Origin of the sequence: Ruminococcus flavefaciens ATCC 19208, assembly GCF_000518765.1 — a bacterium.
Classification (GTDB): domain Bacteria; phylum Bacillota; class Clostridia; order Oscillospirales; family Ruminococcaceae; genus Ruminococcus; species Ruminococcus flavefaciens.
In genome coordinates this window covers 79,962-96,749 of sequence record NZ_KI912493.1, presented here as the reverse complement: position 1 = coordinate 96,749, position 16,788 = coordinate 79,962, and the positions used below count along the sequence as shown (strand labels likewise).

At 45.2% G+C, this 16,788-nt stretch carries 17 protein-coding genes; 9 read left to right on the top strand and 8 right to left on the bottom strand.

The window, feature by feature from the left end:
* The first annotated feature begins 88 nt into the window (after window positions 1-88).
* The 5 genes from trpD to L870_RS0115425 all read left to right on the top strand — a co-directional run bounded on the left by trpD (window position 89) and on the right by L870_RS0115425 (window position 4,548).
* Complete coding sequence (gene trpD / locus L870_RS0115445) at window positions 89-1,108, top strand: anthranilate phosphoribosyltransferase (protein WP_028518904.1); 1,020 nt, start codon at window positions 89-91, stop codon at window positions 1,106-1,108.
* 8 nt (window positions 1,109-1,116) lie between these two features.
* Window positions 1,117-1,893 carry an indole-3-glycerol phosphate synthase TrpC gene (gene trpC / locus L870_RS0115440; RefSeq protein WP_028518903.1) on the top strand — a complete coding sequence of 259 codons (777 nt, stop codon included), beginning with the start codon at window positions 1,117-1,119 and terminating at the stop codon, window positions 1,891-1,893.
* Between the two features lies 1 nt (window position 1,894).
* Complete coding sequence (locus tag L870_RS0115435; protein WP_028518902.1) at window positions 1,895-2,488, top strand: phosphoribosylanthranilate isomerase; 594 nt, start codon at window positions 1,895-1,897, stop codon at window positions 2,486-2,488.
* Window positions 2,489-2,578: 90 nt separating this feature from the next.
* Window positions 2,579-3,559: a GTP-binding protein gene (locus tag L870_RS0115430; RefSeq protein WP_028518901.1), complete on the top strand. Its 981-nt coding sequence runs from the start codon at window positions 2,579-2,581 to the stop codon at window positions 3,557-3,559.
* Between the two features lie 128 nt (window positions 3,560-3,687).
* On the top strand, window positions 3,688-4,548 hold the full coding sequence (locus L870_RS0115425) for a DUF11 domain-containing protein (RefSeq protein WP_028518900.1): 861 nt from the start codon (window positions 3,688-3,690) through the stop codon (window positions 4,546-4,548).
* Window positions 4,549-4,609: 61 nt separating this feature from the next.
* Here L870_RS0115425 and L870_RS0115420 read toward each other — a convergent pair whose 3' ends face one another.
* Window positions 4,610-5,344 carry a polysaccharide deacetylase family protein gene (locus L870_RS0115420; RefSeq protein ID WP_028518899.1) on the bottom strand — a complete coding sequence of 245 codons (735 nt, stop codon included), beginning with the start codon at window positions 5,342-5,344 and terminating at the stop codon, window positions 4,610-4,612.
* Window positions 5,345-5,470: 126 nt separating this feature from the next.
* On the opposite strand from L870_RS0115420, the gene L870_RS0115415 reads away from it, so the two are divergent.
* Both L870_RS0115415 and L870_RS0115410 read left to right on the top strand, forming a co-directional pair.
* Entirely contained in the window at window positions 5,471-5,737 is a 267-nt protein-coding gene (locus L870_RS0115415; protein ID WP_028518898.1) for a hypothetical protein, read from the top strand.
* Window positions 5,724-6,302, top strand: a complete 579-nt coding sequence (locus L870_RS0115410) for a hypothetical protein (protein WP_028518897.1) — start codon at window positions 5,724-5,726, stop codon at window positions 6,300-6,302. Before L870_RS0115415 ends, L870_RS0115410 begins: the two co-directional genes overlap by 14 nt.
* Here L870_RS0115410 and L870_RS0115405 read toward each other — a convergent pair.
* Window positions 6,286-7,467: an iron-containing alcohol dehydrogenase gene (locus L870_RS0115405; RefSeq protein WP_028518896.1), complete on the bottom strand. Its 1,182-nt coding sequence runs from the start codon at window positions 7,465-7,467 to the stop codon at window positions 6,286-6,288. The two genes, L870_RS0115410 and L870_RS0115405, sit on opposite strands and share 17 nt — an antisense overlap.
* Before the next feature lie 37 nt (window positions 7,468-7,504).
* Window positions 7,505-8,521 (bottom strand): SDR family oxidoreductase, encoded by a 1,017-nt coding sequence (locus L870_RS0115400; RefSeq protein WP_028518895.1) that lies wholly within the window; start codon window positions 8,519-8,521, stop codon window positions 7,505-7,507.
* Between the two features lie 337 nt (window positions 8,522-8,858).
* On the opposite strand from L870_RS0115400, the gene L870_RS0115395 reads away from it, so the two are divergent.
* Window positions 8,859-9,419 (top strand): RNA polymerase sigma factor, encoded by a 561-nt coding sequence (locus tag L870_RS0115395; protein ID WP_028518894.1) that lies wholly within the window; start codon window positions 8,859-8,861, stop codon window positions 9,417-9,419.
* A gap of 12 nt (window positions 9,420-9,431) precedes the next feature.
* Entirely contained in the window at window positions 9,432-10,616 is a 1,185-nt protein-coding gene (locus L870_RS0115390; protein WP_028518893.1) for a hypothetical protein, read from the top strand.
* A gap of 146 nt (window positions 10,617-10,762) precedes the next feature.
* Here the strand turns inward: L870_RS0115390 and L870_RS0115385 are convergent, their stop codons facing one another.
* The 5 genes from L870_RS0115385 to L870_RS0115365 form a co-directional block, all read right to left on the bottom strand.
* Complete coding sequence (locus tag L870_RS0115385) at window positions 10,763-12,334, bottom strand: tetratricopeptide repeat protein (RefSeq protein WP_028518892.1); 1,572 nt, start codon at window positions 12,332-12,334, stop codon at window positions 10,763-10,765.
* 27 nt (window positions 12,335-12,361) lie between these two features.
* Entirely contained in the window at window positions 12,362-13,387 is a 1,026-nt protein-coding gene (locus L870_RS0115380) for a hypothetical protein (protein WP_028518891.1), read from the bottom strand.
* Window positions 13,388-13,405: 18 nt separating this feature from the next.
* On the bottom strand, window positions 13,406-14,227 hold the full coding sequence (locus L870_RS0115375) for a hypothetical protein (protein WP_028518890.1): 822 nt from the start codon (window positions 14,225-14,227) through the stop codon (window positions 13,406-13,408).
* A 216-nt stretch (window positions 14,228-14,443) separates the two neighbouring features.
* Window positions 14,444-15,586, bottom strand: coding sequence for a leucine-rich repeat domain-containing protein (locus tag L870_RS0115370; RefSeq protein WP_028518889.1), 1,143 nt, complete (start codon window positions 15,584-15,586; stop codon window positions 14,444-14,446).
* Between the two features lie 186 nt (window positions 15,587-15,772).
* On the bottom strand, window positions 15,773-16,762 hold the full coding sequence (locus L870_RS0115365; protein WP_028518888.1) for a diaminopimelate dehydrogenase: 990 nt from the start codon (window positions 16,760-16,762) through the stop codon (window positions 15,773-15,775).
* Between the last annotated feature and the right edge of the window lie 26 nt (window positions 16,763-16,788).

Here is a 16,788-nt window from a genome sequence, read left to right as displayed (position 1 = left end):
GGGAACGCCGCCCTCGGCGTTCCGAGTAAGGGCGAACAGAGTTCGTCCGTCCCCTACAAAAATAAATTTATAACAGGAGGTTTTTATTATGATTAAAGAAGCAATCGTAAAGATCGTTGACAAGCAGGATCTTACATATGATGAGGCTTACAAGGTAATATCGGAAATCATGGCAGGAGAGACAACTCCTACTCAGAATGCAGCTTTTCTGTCTGCTCTTTCCACAAAGAGCACAAAGGCTGAGACAATAGATGAGATCACAGGCTGTGCAGCTGCTATGCGTGATGCAGCTATAAAGTTCGAGCATAACATGGATCTCCTTGAAATTGTCGGAACAGGCGGAGATAATGCACACAGCTTCAATATCTCAACAACTTCCGCTTTTGTTATCGCAGCAGCAGGTATAAAGGTATCAAAGCATGGCAACCGTGCTGCATCTTCACTTTCGGGAACTGCTGACTGCCTCGAAGCACTTGGCGCAAATATCAATCTTGAGCCTGAAAAGTGCAGACAGCTCCTTGAAAACGTGGGCTTCTGCTTCTTCTTTGCTCAGAAGTATCATACTTCCATGAAATATGTTGGTCCTATCCGCAAGGAGCTGGGCTTCAGAACAGTATTCAATATCCTCGGACCTCTTACAAATCCTGCCTGTCCTTCTCATCACCTTCTCGGCGTATACGACAGAGTTCTCCTTGAACCTGTTGCAGAGGTTCTTATGAAGCTTGGTTCAAAGAACGGCATGGTAGTTTTCGGTACTGACAAGCTTGACGAGATATCACTGAGTGCTCCTACTGCTGTATGCGAGTACAAGGACGGCTGGATGAAGAACTATGAGATAACTCCTGAGCAGTTCGGCTTTGAACGCTGTACAAAGGACGATCTCAAGGGTGGTACACCTGAGGAAAATGCAGCTATAACACGCGGTATCCTTGCAGGCGAGATAAAGGGACACAAGAGAAACGCAGTTCTTCTCAACGCAGGTGCTGCTATATATATCGGCGGCAAAGCTGAGTCTATGGCAGATGGTGTTGCAAAGGCAGCCGAGCTTATCGACAGCGGCAAGGCTCTTGCAGCAATGGATAAATTCATTGCTGAATCCAACAACTGAGGTGAAAAATGACTATACTTGACAAGCTTGCCGACCACGCCCGTGAGCGTGTGGCTGCGGCTAAGGAAAATCTTTCCGCAGATCATATAAAAAAGCTGGCACTTGAACTTCCAAAAGGACAGTTTGAGTTTGAAAACGCACTTAAAAAGGACGATATTGCTTTTATATGCGAGTGCAAGAAGGCTTCTCCGTCAAAGGGTATTATAGCTGAGGATTTCCCGTATCTTAGCATCGCAAAGGAATATGAAGCAGCAGGAGCTGACTGTATTTCAGTACTCACAGAGCCTAAGTGGTTCCTCGGAAGTGACGAATATCTTCGTGAGATCGCGTCTAATGTGAGTATCCCATGTATCCGTAAGGATTTCACAGTTGATGAATACATGATATACGAAGCAAAGCTCCTCGGCGCAAAGGCAGTTCTGCTAATATGCTCGATACTTTCTCAGCAGCAGATAAGCGAATATATAGGCGTATGTGACGAGCTGGGATTGTCTGCTCTCGTCGAAGCTCACGACGAAGCGGAGCTTCGCGCGGCTGTTGCGGCAGGTGCGCGTATAATAGGTGTTAACAACCGTAATTTAAAGGATTTTTCAGTAGATACAGGCAACAGCCGCCGTTTGCGGGAGCTTGCTCCCGCAAATGTGAGCTTCGTCTCTGAGAGCGGAGTTCAGTCTGCAGAGGATATAAGGCTTCTTCGTGAAGCAGGGGTGAACGCAGTTCTCATAGGCGAGACCCTTATGCGCGCAGCCGATAAAAAAGCGAAGCTTGCTGAGCTGAAAGGATAATATGACAAAGATAAAGATGTGCGGACTGCGCAGAGAGGTCGATATTGAGTACGCAAACAGGATAAATCCCGAATATATCGGCTATGTATTTGCAAAGTCCAGTAAGAGATATGTACAGCCTGAGACTGCTGCCCAGCTTACGAAAAAACTTGACAGCAGCATTACTCCTGTAGGAGTATTTGTAAATTCGCCCATAGAGGACGTTATTGATATAGTCCACAGCGGTGCTATAAGAGCTGTACAGCTTCACGGGGAAGAGAGCGAGGATTACGCAGCGGAACTTAAAAAGCTTGGTATTTGCGTAATACGTGCATATAAAGTGCGCTCAGAAGCCGATATAAAAGCCGCTGAGAGCAGCTGTGCGGACTATGTGCTGCTTGATTCGGGACAGGGCTCGGGAGAGACCTTTGACTGGTTGGTAATTGGTGAGATAAAACGTGAATACTTCCTTGCAGGCGGGCTTACTGCTGCAAATGTTTCAGATGCTGTGAAAACGCTCCGACCTTATGCAGTGGACGCAAGCTCCTGCCTTGAAACTGACGGCTTCAAGGACTTTGATAAAATGAACGCCTTTGCACAGGCGGTAAGAAAATGAATAAGCTGCTTCCTGATTATTCAGAGCTAACACAAATTTGACTTGAATGAGTCGATGTGTTATACTGAAATATGAAGGAGGCAGTTTTTTATGACAAAAATAGACCTTATAACGGGAATACTCGGTTCGGGAAAGACCACGTTCCTGATGAAATATGCGCGGCATTTCATAGATAAAGGCGAGAATATCGCCATTCTTGAAAACGATTTCGGTGCTGTAAATATAGATATGATGATATTGCAGGAGCTTAAATGCGATAACTGCCGTCTTGAAATGATAGCAGGGGGCTGCGATGCGGACTGTCACAGAAGGCGTTTCAAAACCCAGCTCATATCTCTCGGTATGCAGCATTTTGACCGTGTACTTGTTGAGCCTTCGGGAATATTCGATATGGACGAATTCTTCGATATACTGCACGAGTCTCCCCTTGACAGGTGGTTCGAGATAGGCAGCGTGCTTACTATAGTGGACTCTGAAATGGAAGAGCAGCTTTCAGAGCAGATGGAGTATCTCCTCGGCTCTGAGGCAGCCTGCTGCGGAAAGCTCATACTCAGTAAGCTTGGAAACATAAAGAATGAAACGGCTGAGCAGACTGCCGAGCGTGTACTTTCTCACGTTAACAGCTCTCTTGAAGCTATACGCTGCGACCGCAGACTGACAATGTGTGATATAGTCGCAAAGGATTGGGAGTCATTCGCTGATGACGATTATAAGCTTTTCAAAAATGCAGGCTATCGCGGTTCGAGCTATGTGAAGAAGTTCAGCCCCGAGGATATACAGAGTTCTGTGCATTATTTCATGCATATAAATATACCGCAGGAGAAGATATCGCCGCTTATTGACAGAATAATGAATGATGAAAGATGCGGCATTATATTCAGGATAAAAGGCTCACTTCCACTTGAAAATGGCGGCTGGCTGAAAGTAAATGCTACCCGTGAAAAAACGGAGATATCCACTGTAGCCGAGGGACAGCCCGTGCTCATCGTTATCGGTGACGGTATTTCCCGCGAGCGTATAGACGAGTACATAATGCAGCTAAATACCGACAAAGAATATGTTTCAATATAAAGAAGCGCACTGGTCATCAGTGCGCTTCTGATATTTCACGCAAAATCAGGAAACTGCATATAATATTACCGAGGGAGGGGACTCCCTCCCTTAATACGGCAGTCATCTGCCATATGGAGGATAATATTATGGCAACATTCTATAATCAGGCGACTCTTTCCTACAATGGAACAGTTGCAAGCTCAAATATAACAGCAGGTGAGATACTGGAAGTGCTTTCAGTTTCAAAGAATGCGGTATCAGACACCTATTCACAGGGCGGCGAAAATGTATTTATGATAAGTATTGTCAATACAGGTTCAAGCTGCTATAACGGACTTACAGTTACAGACAATTTAGGCGAGTATACTTTCGGCGAGGAAAACAGTACAGCAGTTCCGCTTAGCTACAATGAGGGTACTCTCTGTTATTATGTAAACGGCGTACAGCAGGCAGCACCTGCCGAAACTTCACTTTCACCTCTCACAGTTACAGGTATAAATGTACCCGCAGGCGGCAATGCAATGCTTGTATATTCAGCAGATACCAACGTCTTTGCTCCGCTTGGCACAAACGGCGAGATAGTTAATACTGTCACAGTAAGCGGTGCAGGCTTTGAGCCTGTGACAGCTTCCGAGACTATTTCCTACACCGAGGGTGTAGACCTTTCTATCAGCAAGTCACTGAGTCCTGCGGCTGTAGAGGAGAACGGCGAAGTGACCTACACTTTTGTTATCCAGAATTTCGGTACGACAGCCGCAGAAGCTGTTGATAATGTAATATTCAGCGATACCTTCACACCTGCACTCAGCGGACTTACAGCCGAGTTCAACGGCACTGCATGGGTATCGGGCACCAATTATGCTTACGATCCCGATACAGGAGTATTCACAAGCCTTGACGGTCAGGTGACAGTACCTGCCGCACAGTTCACACAGGACGAGACAACAGGAGAGTGGACAACACAGGCAGGTGTAAGCACTCTCGTTATCAAGGGCAGATTGGCATAATAGAAATTTACAGGATATTATCTGCCAAGAAAACAGGGGACACAGATGTGTCCCCATTTTTTTATACCGTAAAGCCTTTGGCGCGGAAGTTGTCTATAAGGTCTCCGAGTATTTCGGCGTTGGTAGCAGACACCGAGTGGAGCAGGAGTATCTCACCGCCGTGAGCCATATCCGTGAGTTTTTTCAGTCCTTCGGCAGGATCGGGCTGAGCGTCTGTGTTCCAGTCCACGTAGGCACTGCTCCAGAAAAGTGATACATAGCCGTATTTCTTGACTGTTTCGAGAGCGTGTTCGGAGTATTCGCCGCAGGGGCAGCGAAAATACTGCATCTGATAGCCGTAGTTGTTCAATACATAGTCGTGGAGTGACATTATCTCTTCCTTTGCGTTATCATCTGAGAGAGTCGGCAGACTTGCGTGAGTCATGCCGTGATTTCCGAGAATATGTCCCTCGTCTATCATACGCTTGACAAGAGCGGATTCAGTTTTAGCATAAGGACCTGTCAGGAAGAATATAGCCTGAACGTCTTTTTCTTTCAGGGTATCGAGTATCTTAGCGGTATAACCGTTTTCATAGCCCTGATCAAAGGTGATGATTATTCTGTTCTCGTCCTCCGACAGGGCGAAGGCATCAAGGTCGCCGAATCGGCTGTTGAACTGTACTGCACCGAGAGGACGGTTCTTTTCATCGACTTCCGTTCCCTGACCGTAGCCTATTTTAGTATTATCGGCAGCCACAACGGCAGTACAAGGCATAACGGCAGCGGTAAGCAGTGCAGCAGGAATATTTATCTTCATTTTTTGTACCTCTGATTTAGTTGCGGAAGATTCCGCAATACTATTATAAACTTTCTTTTACGGAAAAAACGTGGATTTTTTTGCATTTTTTCGTTTTTTTCGCATATTTTTTACAGAGGTGATATTATGGAAAATGAAGAAAAAGCAGAGCAGGATACGACAGAGGAGCTGCTTGATACATACGAAAGAAAACGTAAAAACAAAGCCGATGACGTAATAGCTACGCAAGCTGTATTATGCATACTTTTAGCGGCACTTTTCTGCTGCGGAAGGTATTTCTATCCCGATATTACAGAAGCGGTATTTGCAAGACTGAAAGGATTTGCAGAGGACAGAAGCTGCGTTATAGTCAATCCCATTGACCTGCTGAGGGATTTTTTTGATAAGCATTAGGATACGCGGAGCAGATGTGCGCATACATTTTTCGTTCCTTGTTTTCAATGCCCTGATATTTCTTATGCGCAGCAGCGGACTGATACTCAGCTTTTACGCAGTATGCCTGCTGCACGAAGCAGGTCATCTTATTGCTTTGAAGCTTACAGGCGGCAGCATCAGGTCAGTTGATATAAGCGGCGCGGGAATAGTTATAGGGACGCGAAAAGGCGGCAGTATCTCCGACAAAAGCAGACTTTTTGTGCTGCTTTCAGGACCTGCCGCCAATATTCTCTTATATTTATTGCTGAGTATATATGGATATCACGGGAGCTTTGCACAGCTCACCCTTGTTGCTGCCGTGTATAATATGCTTCCTTACCGAAGTCTCGATGGCGGAGCAATAATATCACAGCTTGCAGTAGGCACTGTCTGTGAAAGAGCAGTCATGCATATCCTCAATACCGTTAAACTGCTGTTGATAGTCATTTCAGCAGCCACTGTGTATTTTTTCGGAAGAGAAGCTTTTCCGCTTCTTGCCGTATCTTTAGCTCTTTTTGCAGGTGATATCACAGACCTGCGTTAGCAGCGATACGATATATAGACGCAACGTCCTGAGCAGAAAGGTGAACGAAGCCTCCTGTTCTGCCGTCGCCGATACCGAATTTTCTGACAAGCTTAGGTATATCGTCCTCCTTTGCACCGAGCTGCTCGAAGTTAATAGGCATACCTATACTGTGAAGGAAGCTTCTGAAGCAGGCGATACCCTCGAGGGCAGTTTCGTCAGGGAATTCAAAGTTCATCTGACAGCCCCATACTCGTACAGCCATCTGAGCAAATCTCATAACATCGTGCTTGTATACAAATTCCATCCATGCAGGCATGATAACTGCAAGACCTGCACCGTGAGCGCAGTCATAGAGAGCCGAGAGCTCATGCTCTATAGCGTGGCTGTTCCAGTCCTGACTTCTTCCGACTCCAACGATATCGTTGTGAGCAACAGTACCTGCCCACATTATATTTGCACGTGCGTCATAGTTATCTGGCTGCGCGATAGCGCGTGGAGTTTCCTTTATCATAGTCAGGAGAACAGCTTCGCAGAGGCGGTCTGTTATCTCGACTTCACGGGTATTTGTGAAGTAACGCTCGAAAACGTGAGCCATAATATCCGTAGCACCGCAGGCAGTCTGATAAGCAGGGAGTGAGCAGGTAAGCTCGGGATTGAGGATAGAGAAGCGGGGACGGAGCAGGTCAGAGCCTACATCACGCTTCAGGCAGCCCTCTTCCTTAGTTACAACAGAAGCCCCCGAACCCTCACTGCCAGCCGCGGCGATAGTGAGGACAGTACCAACGGGGAGAGCCTTTTCTACCTTCTTGCCTGTACCGTAGAAGTCCCAGAAATCTCCTTCATAGGGAACGCCCAGAGCGATAGCCTTAGAGGAGTCTATACATGAACCGCCGCCTACTGAAAGGATAAAATCAACGCCCTCATTGCGGCATATCTCGATGCCCTGATAAATAAGTGTATCACGGGGATTTGGCTTAACGCCGCCAAGCTCTGTATAAGCGATGCCGCTTATATCCAGTGAAGCCTTTACGCGGTCAAGCAGTCCCGACCTTACAGCCGAGCCTGAACCGTAGTGCAGAAGTACCTTTGTTCCGCCGTACTTCTTTACCATTTCACCTGCTCTTGTTTCGGTATCTCTTCCGAATATGAATTCTGTCGGACTGAAAAACTGAAAATTATCCATAAAAAATATTCCTCCTTTTTATTTATTATCATATGACTCAGTTTAAAAAATCTTTCTTAGCCTTTTCCATTGCTGCGACTACTTTATCGCACCATTTATCGAATTCGGGGTCATCGACCTGACATTCCCTGTGCTCAAGGATATATCTCACGGTAGCCCTGATGCCCTGATCTGCGCGTACAGTAGCCTTAAAATCGGGTACTGCACGTTTTATTTTTGAGTTATCGAAAATAACTGTACAAGCCTTGTCGCCGAGGAGAGTCCCTTCAAAGTCGTAAGGACCTACAGCATTGAGCCAGTCAGATGATACATGACAGGCTTTAAGCTCCACACCAAGCTCATCTGCGATAATTGAGTATATCTGATCCCACGTAACGCTCTCGTCAGAGGTGATATGGAAAGCCTGACCTATAGCGTGGATATTACCGATAAGACCGGCATAAGCCTTTGCGAAGTCGCTGTTGTGGGTGATAGTCCAGAGTGAAGAGCCGTCGCCGTGAATTATTACTGGCTTGCCCTCCATGATACGCTTCACCACCTGCCAGCTGCCCTTGTCGCCGTGGACTCCGAGAGGCACCGATCTTTCATCGTAGGTATGGCTCGGACGGACTATAGTAACAGGAAATCCGTTTTCACGGTACTGCTTCATAAGGTATTCCTCACAGGCTATCTTATCCCTTGAATACTGCCAGTGGGGATTGGCAAGGGGAGTGCTCTCAGTTATCACGCAGTCTGAAAGGGGCTTTTGATAAGCAGAAGCGGAGCTTATATAAATGTACTGTTTAGTCTTGCCGTTTAAGAGGCGGAAGTCACGTTCAACCTGTGCAGGCACAAAGCCGATGAATTCGCCGACACAGTCAAAGCTCATTCCCTCAAGCTTTTTTGCAGTTTCTGTCTCGTCCGATATATCACACTGGATAGTTTTGACTCTGTCAGGGAGCTGTTTATTCCGTGATCCGCGGTTAAGGAGAATGACCTCGTGTCCCTGCTGTGCAAGGAGTTTTGTGACAGCCATACTTATAGTACCTGTGCCGCCGATAAGTAGTATTTTAATAATTATTCACCTCTCTTTATTATTTTTGTCTAATGCGCTCAAGTGTTGGAACTATTATAACACAAATTTATTAAAAAAGCAACCTTTTGCACAGCAAAAAATATCAAATTTATTGTTTATGATATAATTTCTTGCACTTAAAAATAAAAAATGCTAAAATAGTGTTACACATGGTAAATGCTTTGCGTTAATATAGGTGAAGAACAGATCTGATCTTAAAACACAGTCCAAACGGACTGAGAAAAATTTTCAAAAAATGTGTTACACATGATAAACGCTTTGCGTTAATATAGGTGAAAGACAGATCTGTTCTCAAAAAATAAAGAGGAGGAAGCATATGACTGATAATGAGATAATGAGTCTGATGCGTGAAACACCGCCGCAGGGACAACGTGCTCTTTTTGATAAATATTATAGTTATGTCTATTCAATAGTAAACAGGATCATAAGCGGATTTGGAAGTACTGACGATTCGGAGGAATGCGTTATAGATGTATTTGCCTCGGTGATGATGAAGCTCAGACCTGATGCTGAATGTTCATTGAAGTCATATGTAGGTGCGGTGGCAAGAAATGCTGCAATAAGTATGAGGCGTTCACTGGCTGCAAAGACGGGCAGGAACATATCCGCAGACGAAGAAAGCATGGCAGAGATAGCCGATGAGGAGGATATTGAAAAAAACAATGACAAGTCCGAAACATCAGAGCTTCTGCTCAGCAAGGTGTCCGAGCTTGGCCCCCCGGATTCAATAATAATTATTCAGAAATATTACTACGATAAAAGCTCCAAGGAGATAGCTGAAATGGTGGGACTTAATCCTACGGCAGTGCGAGTGCGCTGCGGACGAGCTATGAAGCGGCTGAAAAAGCTCCTTGAAGCAGAGAGTATAACTCTTTAAAGGAGGGTAAATATGAATAATAAAAGGAAAATAATAAATACCCTTCGCAGGGCAAATAAGGCATCCGTTGAGAAGCTTATGGCGGAGGAAGCTAAGAAGAATGAGATATTTGCAAAGGCACAGCGCAGAGCAAATATCGAACAGACCGAATATGCCGACAGTGTAAGCGGCGTTGAAAAGTATGAAAGGAAGATAAATATGACAAGAATAGCAAGTATAGCAGCAATAATAGCAGTATTTTTAGGTTCATTAGGCGGTGGAGCATACCTAATGAAGAATAACAGAGACAGAAACAAGCTCCCTGAGCCTGTATTAAATCAGGCAACAACACAGACAGATACAACGAATACAGTAACAACAGCAAAAGCTGCAAGTACAACAGCTGCAAAGACTACAACAACAGAAGAAGTAAGTGCGATCTCTTCTGCTCTGACAACTGTAACTACAGCAAGCAGCAAGTCTGATGATGCGGTCGTAAGCGGAAGTCAGCAAAATAATTCTGACGAACAGAATAATACAAGCATAGAGGATAAGGTACTGTCATATATAGGAGAGTATTCGCAGATCGGTGAGACAGAGAAGAAGATATACAAGGAATATGCAAGAATCATCGACGATTGCAGCACTATGATAAAGAACAAGGATGCAAGCGGTCTGAAGTACGAAAATGAACTTGCACGTGAATTGCTCTATGCTTCTGATGAAATTGTAGCAAATATCGGATATGCATTCTATGATGTCAATGAGGACGGAATTATGGAGCTGCTCCTCGGTGTAAATTACGACTATGGTACTGATTCGGGCGACTTTGACAGTGTTATCTACAATATTTTCTCAGTTAATGCTGACAATGAAGTGTATAACTGTGCTAGCGGCGGTTTGAGAAGCAGATACTACATCTGCTCAAATCCTACAGCAGACAGAGCACAAGACAGTATGGTTCATTCAGGCTTTATCTCAAATGAGGGTTCGGGCGGCGCAGCACATACCAGCAAAAGCTACTACAGACTTGGCTACAACGGACTCAACTTTGTGGAGAGCGTGAATACTGACGGACTTGATGAGAACAATGAGCCGATCATATATTATAATAATTCAGATCAATCAGGCAGAGATACATTAATATCTCAGGATGAAGCAAACAGGATAACAGACGGCTACAGTCATGTGTTTATTCAGTTCAATTCTTTTGAATGATGCTCTATAAAAGTCTTACAAGCGAAAAGGCTTCCCGTGAGGGAAGCCTTTCTTTATCATATAAATTTGGAAACAGCAACAATCGCGGCGCAATAGTTCACGTTTTTCGTTACCTTGACGCGAAAAAGAGTACAGCGTTACGCTGCTCATATCATATCATAATCAATACCGTACTGTTTTGCGTAGTGATGAGCCTTTGCATCGTTTATCGCAAGGTAGTCGCCGCCGTACTTATAGCAGGCTATGAGCAGCTTTGCTGCTTCCTTATCGCCGCCTGCGGCGGCTTTTGCGAACTGGTCTGCGGCAGAAGCGTAATTTTTCGGAGTACCCGTACCGTTGGTATAGCAGTAGCCGAGTGCTTTGTGTGCTCCGATATGACGCTGAGCAGAGGCTTTCTCGAACATATCCTTAGCCAGTATATTGTCTCTGAGACAGCCCAGACCGTCGCGCAGACACCAGCCATAGGAGAACTGTCCGTCAGGGTCGCCCTGTATAGCCGATTCCTTGTACCATTTAACGGCTTCTCTCATGTCCTTCGGAACGCCCAGACCGTTGAAGCAGCACTCGCCGTAGTTGTACTGAGCCTTTGCCAGACCGCTTTCGGCAGCCTTTTTATAATACCTTGCTGCTGTGGACTGATCCTTCTGAGTGCCCTCGCCGCGCATAAAGCAGCCTGCAAGATTGTTGAGTGCGTCAAGGTCTCCGCCGTCGGCAGCCTTTTTATAGAGGTTGACTGCTGTTATGCGGTCGCGCGGAGCACCTATGCCGTAGTAATAGCATACGCCCAAATTAAACTGAGCCGCAGGATAATTCTGTTCGGCAGCTTTTTTGAACCAAGTGATCGCAGTCTCGGGAGAACGTTCCATACCTGTGCCGTGAAGATACATATTTCCAAGCTTGAACTGAGCTGAGGGGATACCTGCCATTGCATTCTTGAGAGTATCCTCGGTAGTTCCGTTGCTTATGGGGATACTGTACCTTTTTGAGTAGTATTCAGCCTTTTTCGTATCGGGAAGGAGTCCGTTTCCGCCGATCATGTAGCATTTTATAAGAGCCTTCTGCGAGTCGTAGTCGCCCTGCTCGGCAGCCTGTTCGTATCTGTGAGCAGCCTTTGCCACATTTCTTTCTGTGCCCTGTCCCAGATAATAGCAGTCGGCAAGCTTTTTCTGCGAGCTGCAATCGCCGCGGTCAGAGGACATTATATACCATTTTACAGCCTTTGCGTAGTCCTGCTTTACGCCTCTTCCGTAGAAGAAGTGTTCACCGAGATTGAAGCAGGCGTCGTTATCGCCGTTCTGAGCGCGTTTGAAAAGGTCCTCGATAAGTGAAGCTGAGCTGCCGTAGGAAGCAGCTTCATCGCTGTCATGAGACTTTTCCTCAGCTATTGCAGTTTTCCAGCCGAGAGCTGCGGCAATGCTCATTGCAACGAGCTTTGCCTTTTCATCATTGAGGTACTCGCTTATATCCTTTATAGCTCGTTCTGTTATTTCATCGGGACTTTTTTTGCCTGCCAAAACGTCATCGTTCTCGCGTATGAAGATACTGCCGATATTCTCACTGAGAGCTACGAAGAAAGCCTTGTTCTCCTTTGAGAGCTTTGGTGCAAAATCGGCAAAGGCTGAGCAGAAGCGTTTGTGGTCGTTGAGTATTTCTATCCCGAACCTTTCAACAACCAGTTTTACTGCCTGAGAGGTGTCGCTGAGGGTTTTGCTATCCATAAAATAATCCTCCTGATATTGAGGTGATCACTGAACGTCAGAGTTTACGTTTATTCCGTGTTTATGATCGTTTATGCGCTGATTGAGCTTTGTGAGCAATTTACGTTCGAGCTCCCGTTCTGTTGGGAGACAGTGTGATGTGTTCAGAGCAGCGAAGCCTTCCGTGACAAGAGCTTCAGCACGTTCTGGGTTATGCTGTATATTGAACATATAGTAAGCAAGTACACGCCTTGCATTTGAGTCCTTGTCGTTCCTTATTATGTCACCGAGCTTTGTAAGCAGGGATTTTGCATTTCCTTCATTGGGTTCGACCTCGGAGAAAAAGAATATGAGCCAGTAATACGCAAGAGTTTCCTGTGAAAAGTAATCGTGGTTCATAATGTAATCCATAGCCTGATGAGATGGCCCACGCATATCCTCATATCTGTCGCAGGCAGCAAGATGCGCCATATATACCTGATAGTAGAGGATCTTCTCTGCATTTGTGGGATTATCATAGGGGAGCATCTCAACGGGCTGTAAATTAAGAGCAGCCAGATCTTCGCCTTTTCTGAGTCGGCTAAGCAGGGTATTGATATATCCGCTCAGCCTTTTCATCAGCACAAGATTTGTGTAAAGAAAAATTCCAAGTGAAGTAAGAGCCTGTAATATCATGCCGAGAGCGAATGATATAACGAGTATATCAAGAGGCGATTTTTTGTCCTTTACGAAGAAGCCGCGGCAGGCAAAGCATATTGCGGCAGCAGCCAGAAGCTTTATGACAGTTGTGGTAAGCTGCAAAGCCTGTGATTTTTTCTCGTCGTATTCTTCAAAAGGTTTACGGTCGTCAAAACGTACATCGTGCTGGATAAGTGCAGTAGCTTTATGTTTTGAGGCTACCCATTTATTATTTTGCAGATTGAATGCAAGACCGAAAAATGAAACTCCTTTCACTCTCATACCGAAAAGCGGTGCAAGGATAAAGTCGGCGATGAGACCGATGATCTCTTTTGCTATAACAGCGAAAAGTAAGAAACCTGTGATAAAGATACCTGCTTTTTCGGGGAATGACATAGATAAGCTCCTTTCGGTTTATGATTTGAACAGAGCAGACTCGTCCATATATGTTATAAGCTCTATTTTCATTAAAGTGGTATAGGAAAGATACCATCTGCCGTCAAACTCTACAAAGGCACAGCCGTTGCCTATGAAGTTGTGTTCGTCGTTGCCGTCCTTGTAATATACTATTCCGCATTCGGCGGCATTAGTGAATTTAGTGTTGAGTGACTTGTTAAAGTCGTTCAGCTCGTTTTCGCCGATAGGCTTCAGAAGATCCTCACTTAATGAGGTAGTCCATTTATCGGCAGGAACGTCGGACTTTTCAGCCATGATATTGTGGATATTCTGCATTGACTGTTTTATTGCATTAACAACGTTTGAGCGTTTGAAAGCGATCTGTGCATTCTGACCTTCAAGCAGCTCGGTAGTGCTTATGTAATTATGATAGCCTTCCATTTCTTCCGAGCAGAACATATCATATACTGCATCTGCATTTGATGTAATGTAAGCATTGTAATATGCCTTTGCAGCTTCAAAGCTGTTTTCGTAGCCTTTTTTCGGAGCTTCATCGGGTTTCTTTTCAGTTTCCGCAGGCTTTTCGGTTTTAGCAGCCTCGGTGGTAGTGGTCTGAGAAGCTGTAGTTTCGGCGGAAGCAGTCGCAGTTCCTGTAGTCTTTTCGGAAGAGGTCGTTACCGTTTCGGAAGTATCTGTAGACTCAGTCGTAGTTTCTGATGATGAGCTTATAATTTCTGTAGTGTCGGAATTGTTTTTATTCTTTTTATTACCGCAGCTGTACATTGAAACAGATATGACAGCAGCTAATGCAGCAGCAGTAATTCTTGAAGTATTACTCATGAGGTTCTCCTTAAAATAATATATAAATATTATAACTCTAAAAAGGAAGAGAGTCAATATATAATCCGCATTTTATTGAGCAGAACGTGTAGGGAACGGCGCCTCGGCGTTCCGAAGGAAACATTACATAACTACTCACTACTCTCTGTTTACTAAAATAAAAGCCATAGCACTTCTGAAAGTTATCAGAAACACTATGGCTTTAAAAACTATGTATCAATAATCTTTTTTCTTGCCGCAGAGCTTGCAGGTCTTGGATATAAGCTTGAAGTCACCGCCGCAGTAAAGGCATTTGCCTGCTGTCTTTCGGCTTGCCACCACTGTCTCATAGTAAGCAGGGAAGTTAGAGGCATTATCCGAAAGATTAGGCCATGCGATACTCAGAAGCTTAGGGCAGTTATTAAAGCCGCCGTTTATCTTTTTGAGTGAAGCGGGCAGAGTTATTTTTTCAAGATTTGTGCAGCCGCTGAAATCTCCCACAGATGAAACGCCTCCCGGAACAGTAAAGGCTCTCAGACCCGTACAGCCGCTGAAGCCGTCAACACTCAGGATACCTGCGGGAAGCTCTATATCATGCAGAGAAGTGCAGTTCTGGAAAGCAAAAGCACCGATAGACTTGATAGTTCTCGGCAGTCCGACAGCGGAAAGAGCTGTACAGTTTGCGAATGTACATTCCTCAACAAGTGAAACGCCATCGGGGATAGATACGGTCTCCAGCTTTTCACAGCCTGAGAAAGCGTATTTTCCTATCTGTGAAACGTGTGGCGGAATAGTTATTGCCTCAAGGTTTTTACAGCCTGAGAAAGCGAATGAACCGATACCGCCTATAGGCTCGGGCAGCTCAACTGAAGTCAGGCTTGAGCAGTCCGCAAAGAGACAGTCCGAGATATACCTTAAATGAGGCGGCACAACAACTGTTTTAAGGCTTGTGCAGCCTCTGAAAGCCCAGATGTCGATAGAATTTATGCTGTCTGGGAGATTTATCTCCTCCAGAGCGGTACAGCCGCGGAAAGCGTAAGCACCTATCTCATCGACCTTGTCATGGATAGTGATATTTTTGAGTGTGGTGTTGTTCTCAAAAACGTGCTTGCCTATTTTGCGAACTTCTCCAGGAATAGTAATATCCTCGGCATTTCCTTTGTATTCGGTAAGAATACCGTTATCAACAACGAAATCTGAGCTGTGCTTTTTGACAGCCTTTACTTTCTTGGCAACGTCCTTGTGCTGTGCCTTGTACTTGTTAATTGCCTTTGAGACAATGAACGGGGTGCTGCAATAGGGACATACCCACGCATCTTTTGAATTATCTACTTCAACGGTCTTGTTACAGCTTGTGCATATCGCATTTACATTTGCCATAATAATATCCCCCCTGAGTTACTTCTTTTATAAAATAATTGTACCACGAAAGGGCTTGTATGTCAATAAAATTAAAGCAAATATCACAAAATATACAGAACGGATTACTGTTCTTTGTTGTAAATGCCTACACATAAAGTAAAAGAGTCACTTATAAGTGACTCTTTTATAAAAACATATTTACTATTAAAGCATTGAAGCTCTGAGCTCTTCACCGCTGAGCTTTGAAAGATAAGCAGGAGCAATGTCGAAAGCAGTTTTACAGCCTGTTGCGCCTTCAGCCTTGAGTCTTGCAAGTGCTCTTGCATAGCAGATAAGTACGCTTGCTGTGAACTCAGGGTTTGACTCAAGCTTGAGAGAATACTCTATCATCTGGTGAGTTTTCTCGCCGTCACCTGTGAGACCGCTTCTCATAACGAAGCCGCCGTGAGGCATCTTGTTGTGCTTTGCGTCGAATTCTTCCTCGCTGATGAAGTTTACGGTTGTATCATACTCGTCGAAGTAATTCTTCATTGTCTTGATATCGTTCTCGATCTGAGCAAGGTCAGCCCCATCCTCAGGAACTATCCAGCACTCTCTGAGGTGCTTCTGACGTGTTGTGAGCTCAGGCTGACTGCCGCTGCGAACAGCTTCCATAGCTGACTCTATCGGAACAGTGTACTGTATGCCTCTCTTAACGCCCTTTACGCGGCGGATAGCATCTGAGTGACCCTGACTTACGCCCTTGCCCCAGAATGTATAGCTCTTGCCGTTAGGAAGGATAGACTCAGCATAGAGTCTGTTGAGTGAGAAGAGACCCGGATCCCAGCCAAGTGAAATGAAAGCGAGGTGACCGCTTTCCTTTGCAGCCTTGTCAACGTTAGCGAAATGCTCGGGAATTCTTGCGTGAGTATCAAAGCTGTCTATAACATTGAAGAGCTTAGCCATTTCGGGAGTCTGCTTAGGAAGGTCAGTAGCACTGCCGCCGCAGATTATCATAACGTCTATATCATTTGCCATTTTCTCGGCATCAGCGATATTGTAGACCTTTGCGCCTGCTGTGAGAGGCTTTACTGTACTTGGATCGCGGCGGGTAAAAATACCTGCAAGCTCCATATCATCATTCTGACGGATAGCAAGCTCAACGCCTCTTCCGAGGTTGCCGTAGCCTGATATACCGATTCTAACTTTTCCCATTTGGAAATACCTCCTTTTGATTACTG

Bases quoted from the DNA above. Each gene is read 5' to 3' on its own strand.
- L870_RS0115425 (WP_028518900.1), top strand. From the start codon at position 3,688: ATGGCAACATTCTATAATCAGGCGACTCTTTCCTACAATGGAACAGTT.
- L870_RS0115375 (WP_028518890.1), bottom strand. From the start codon at position 14,227: ATGAGTAATACTTCAAGAATTACTGCTGCTGCATTAGCTGCTGTCATA.
- L870_RS0115415 (WP_028518898.1), top strand. From the start codon at position 5,471: ATGGAAAATGAAGAAAAAGCAGAGCAGGATACGACAGAGGAGCTGCTT.
- L870_RS0115420 (WP_028518899.1), bottom strand. From the start codon at position 5,344: ATGAAGATAAATATTCCTGCTGCACTGCTTACCGCTGCCGTTATGCCT.
- L870_RS0115430 (WP_028518901.1), top strand. From the start codon at position 2,579: ATGACAAAAATAGACCTTATAACGGGAATACTCGGTTCGGGAAAGACC.
- L870_RS0115405 (WP_028518896.1), bottom strand. From the start codon at position 7,467: ATGGATAATTTTCAGTTTTTCAGTCCGACAGAATTCATATTCGGAAGA.
- L870_RS0115390 (WP_028518893.1), top strand. From the start codon at position 9,432: ATGAATAATAAAAGGAAAATAATAAATACCCTTCGCAGGGCAAATAAG.
- L870_RS0115435 (WP_028518902.1), top strand. From the start codon at position 1,895: ATGACAAAGATAAAGATGTGCGGACTGCGCAGAGAGGTCGATATTGAG.
- L870_RS0115365 (WP_028518888.1), bottom strand. From the start codon at position 16,762: ATGGGAAAAGTTAGAATCGGTATATCAGGCTACGGCAACCTCGGAAGA.
- L870_RS0115385 (WP_028518892.1), bottom strand. From the start codon at position 12,334: ATGGATAGCAAAACCCTCAGCGACACCTCTCAGGCAGTAAAACTGGTT.
- L870_RS0115370 (WP_028518889.1), bottom strand. From the start codon at position 15,586: ATGGCAAATGTAAATGCGATATGCACAAGCTGTAACAAGACCGTTGAA.
- L870_RS0115395 (WP_028518894.1), top strand. From the start codon at position 8,859: ATGACTGATAATGAGATAATGAGTCTGATGCGTGAAACACCGCCGCAG.
- L870_RS0115380 (WP_028518891.1), bottom strand. From the start codon at position 13,387: ATGTCATTCCCCGAAAAAGCAGGTATCTTTATCACAGGTTTCTTACTT.
- trpD (WP_028518904.1), top strand. From the start codon at position 89: ATGATTAAAGAAGCAATCGTAAAGATCGTTGACAAGCAGGATCTTACA.
- trpC (WP_028518903.1), top strand. From the start codon at position 1,117: ATGACTATACTTGACAAGCTTGCCGACCACGCCCGTGAGCGTGTGGCT.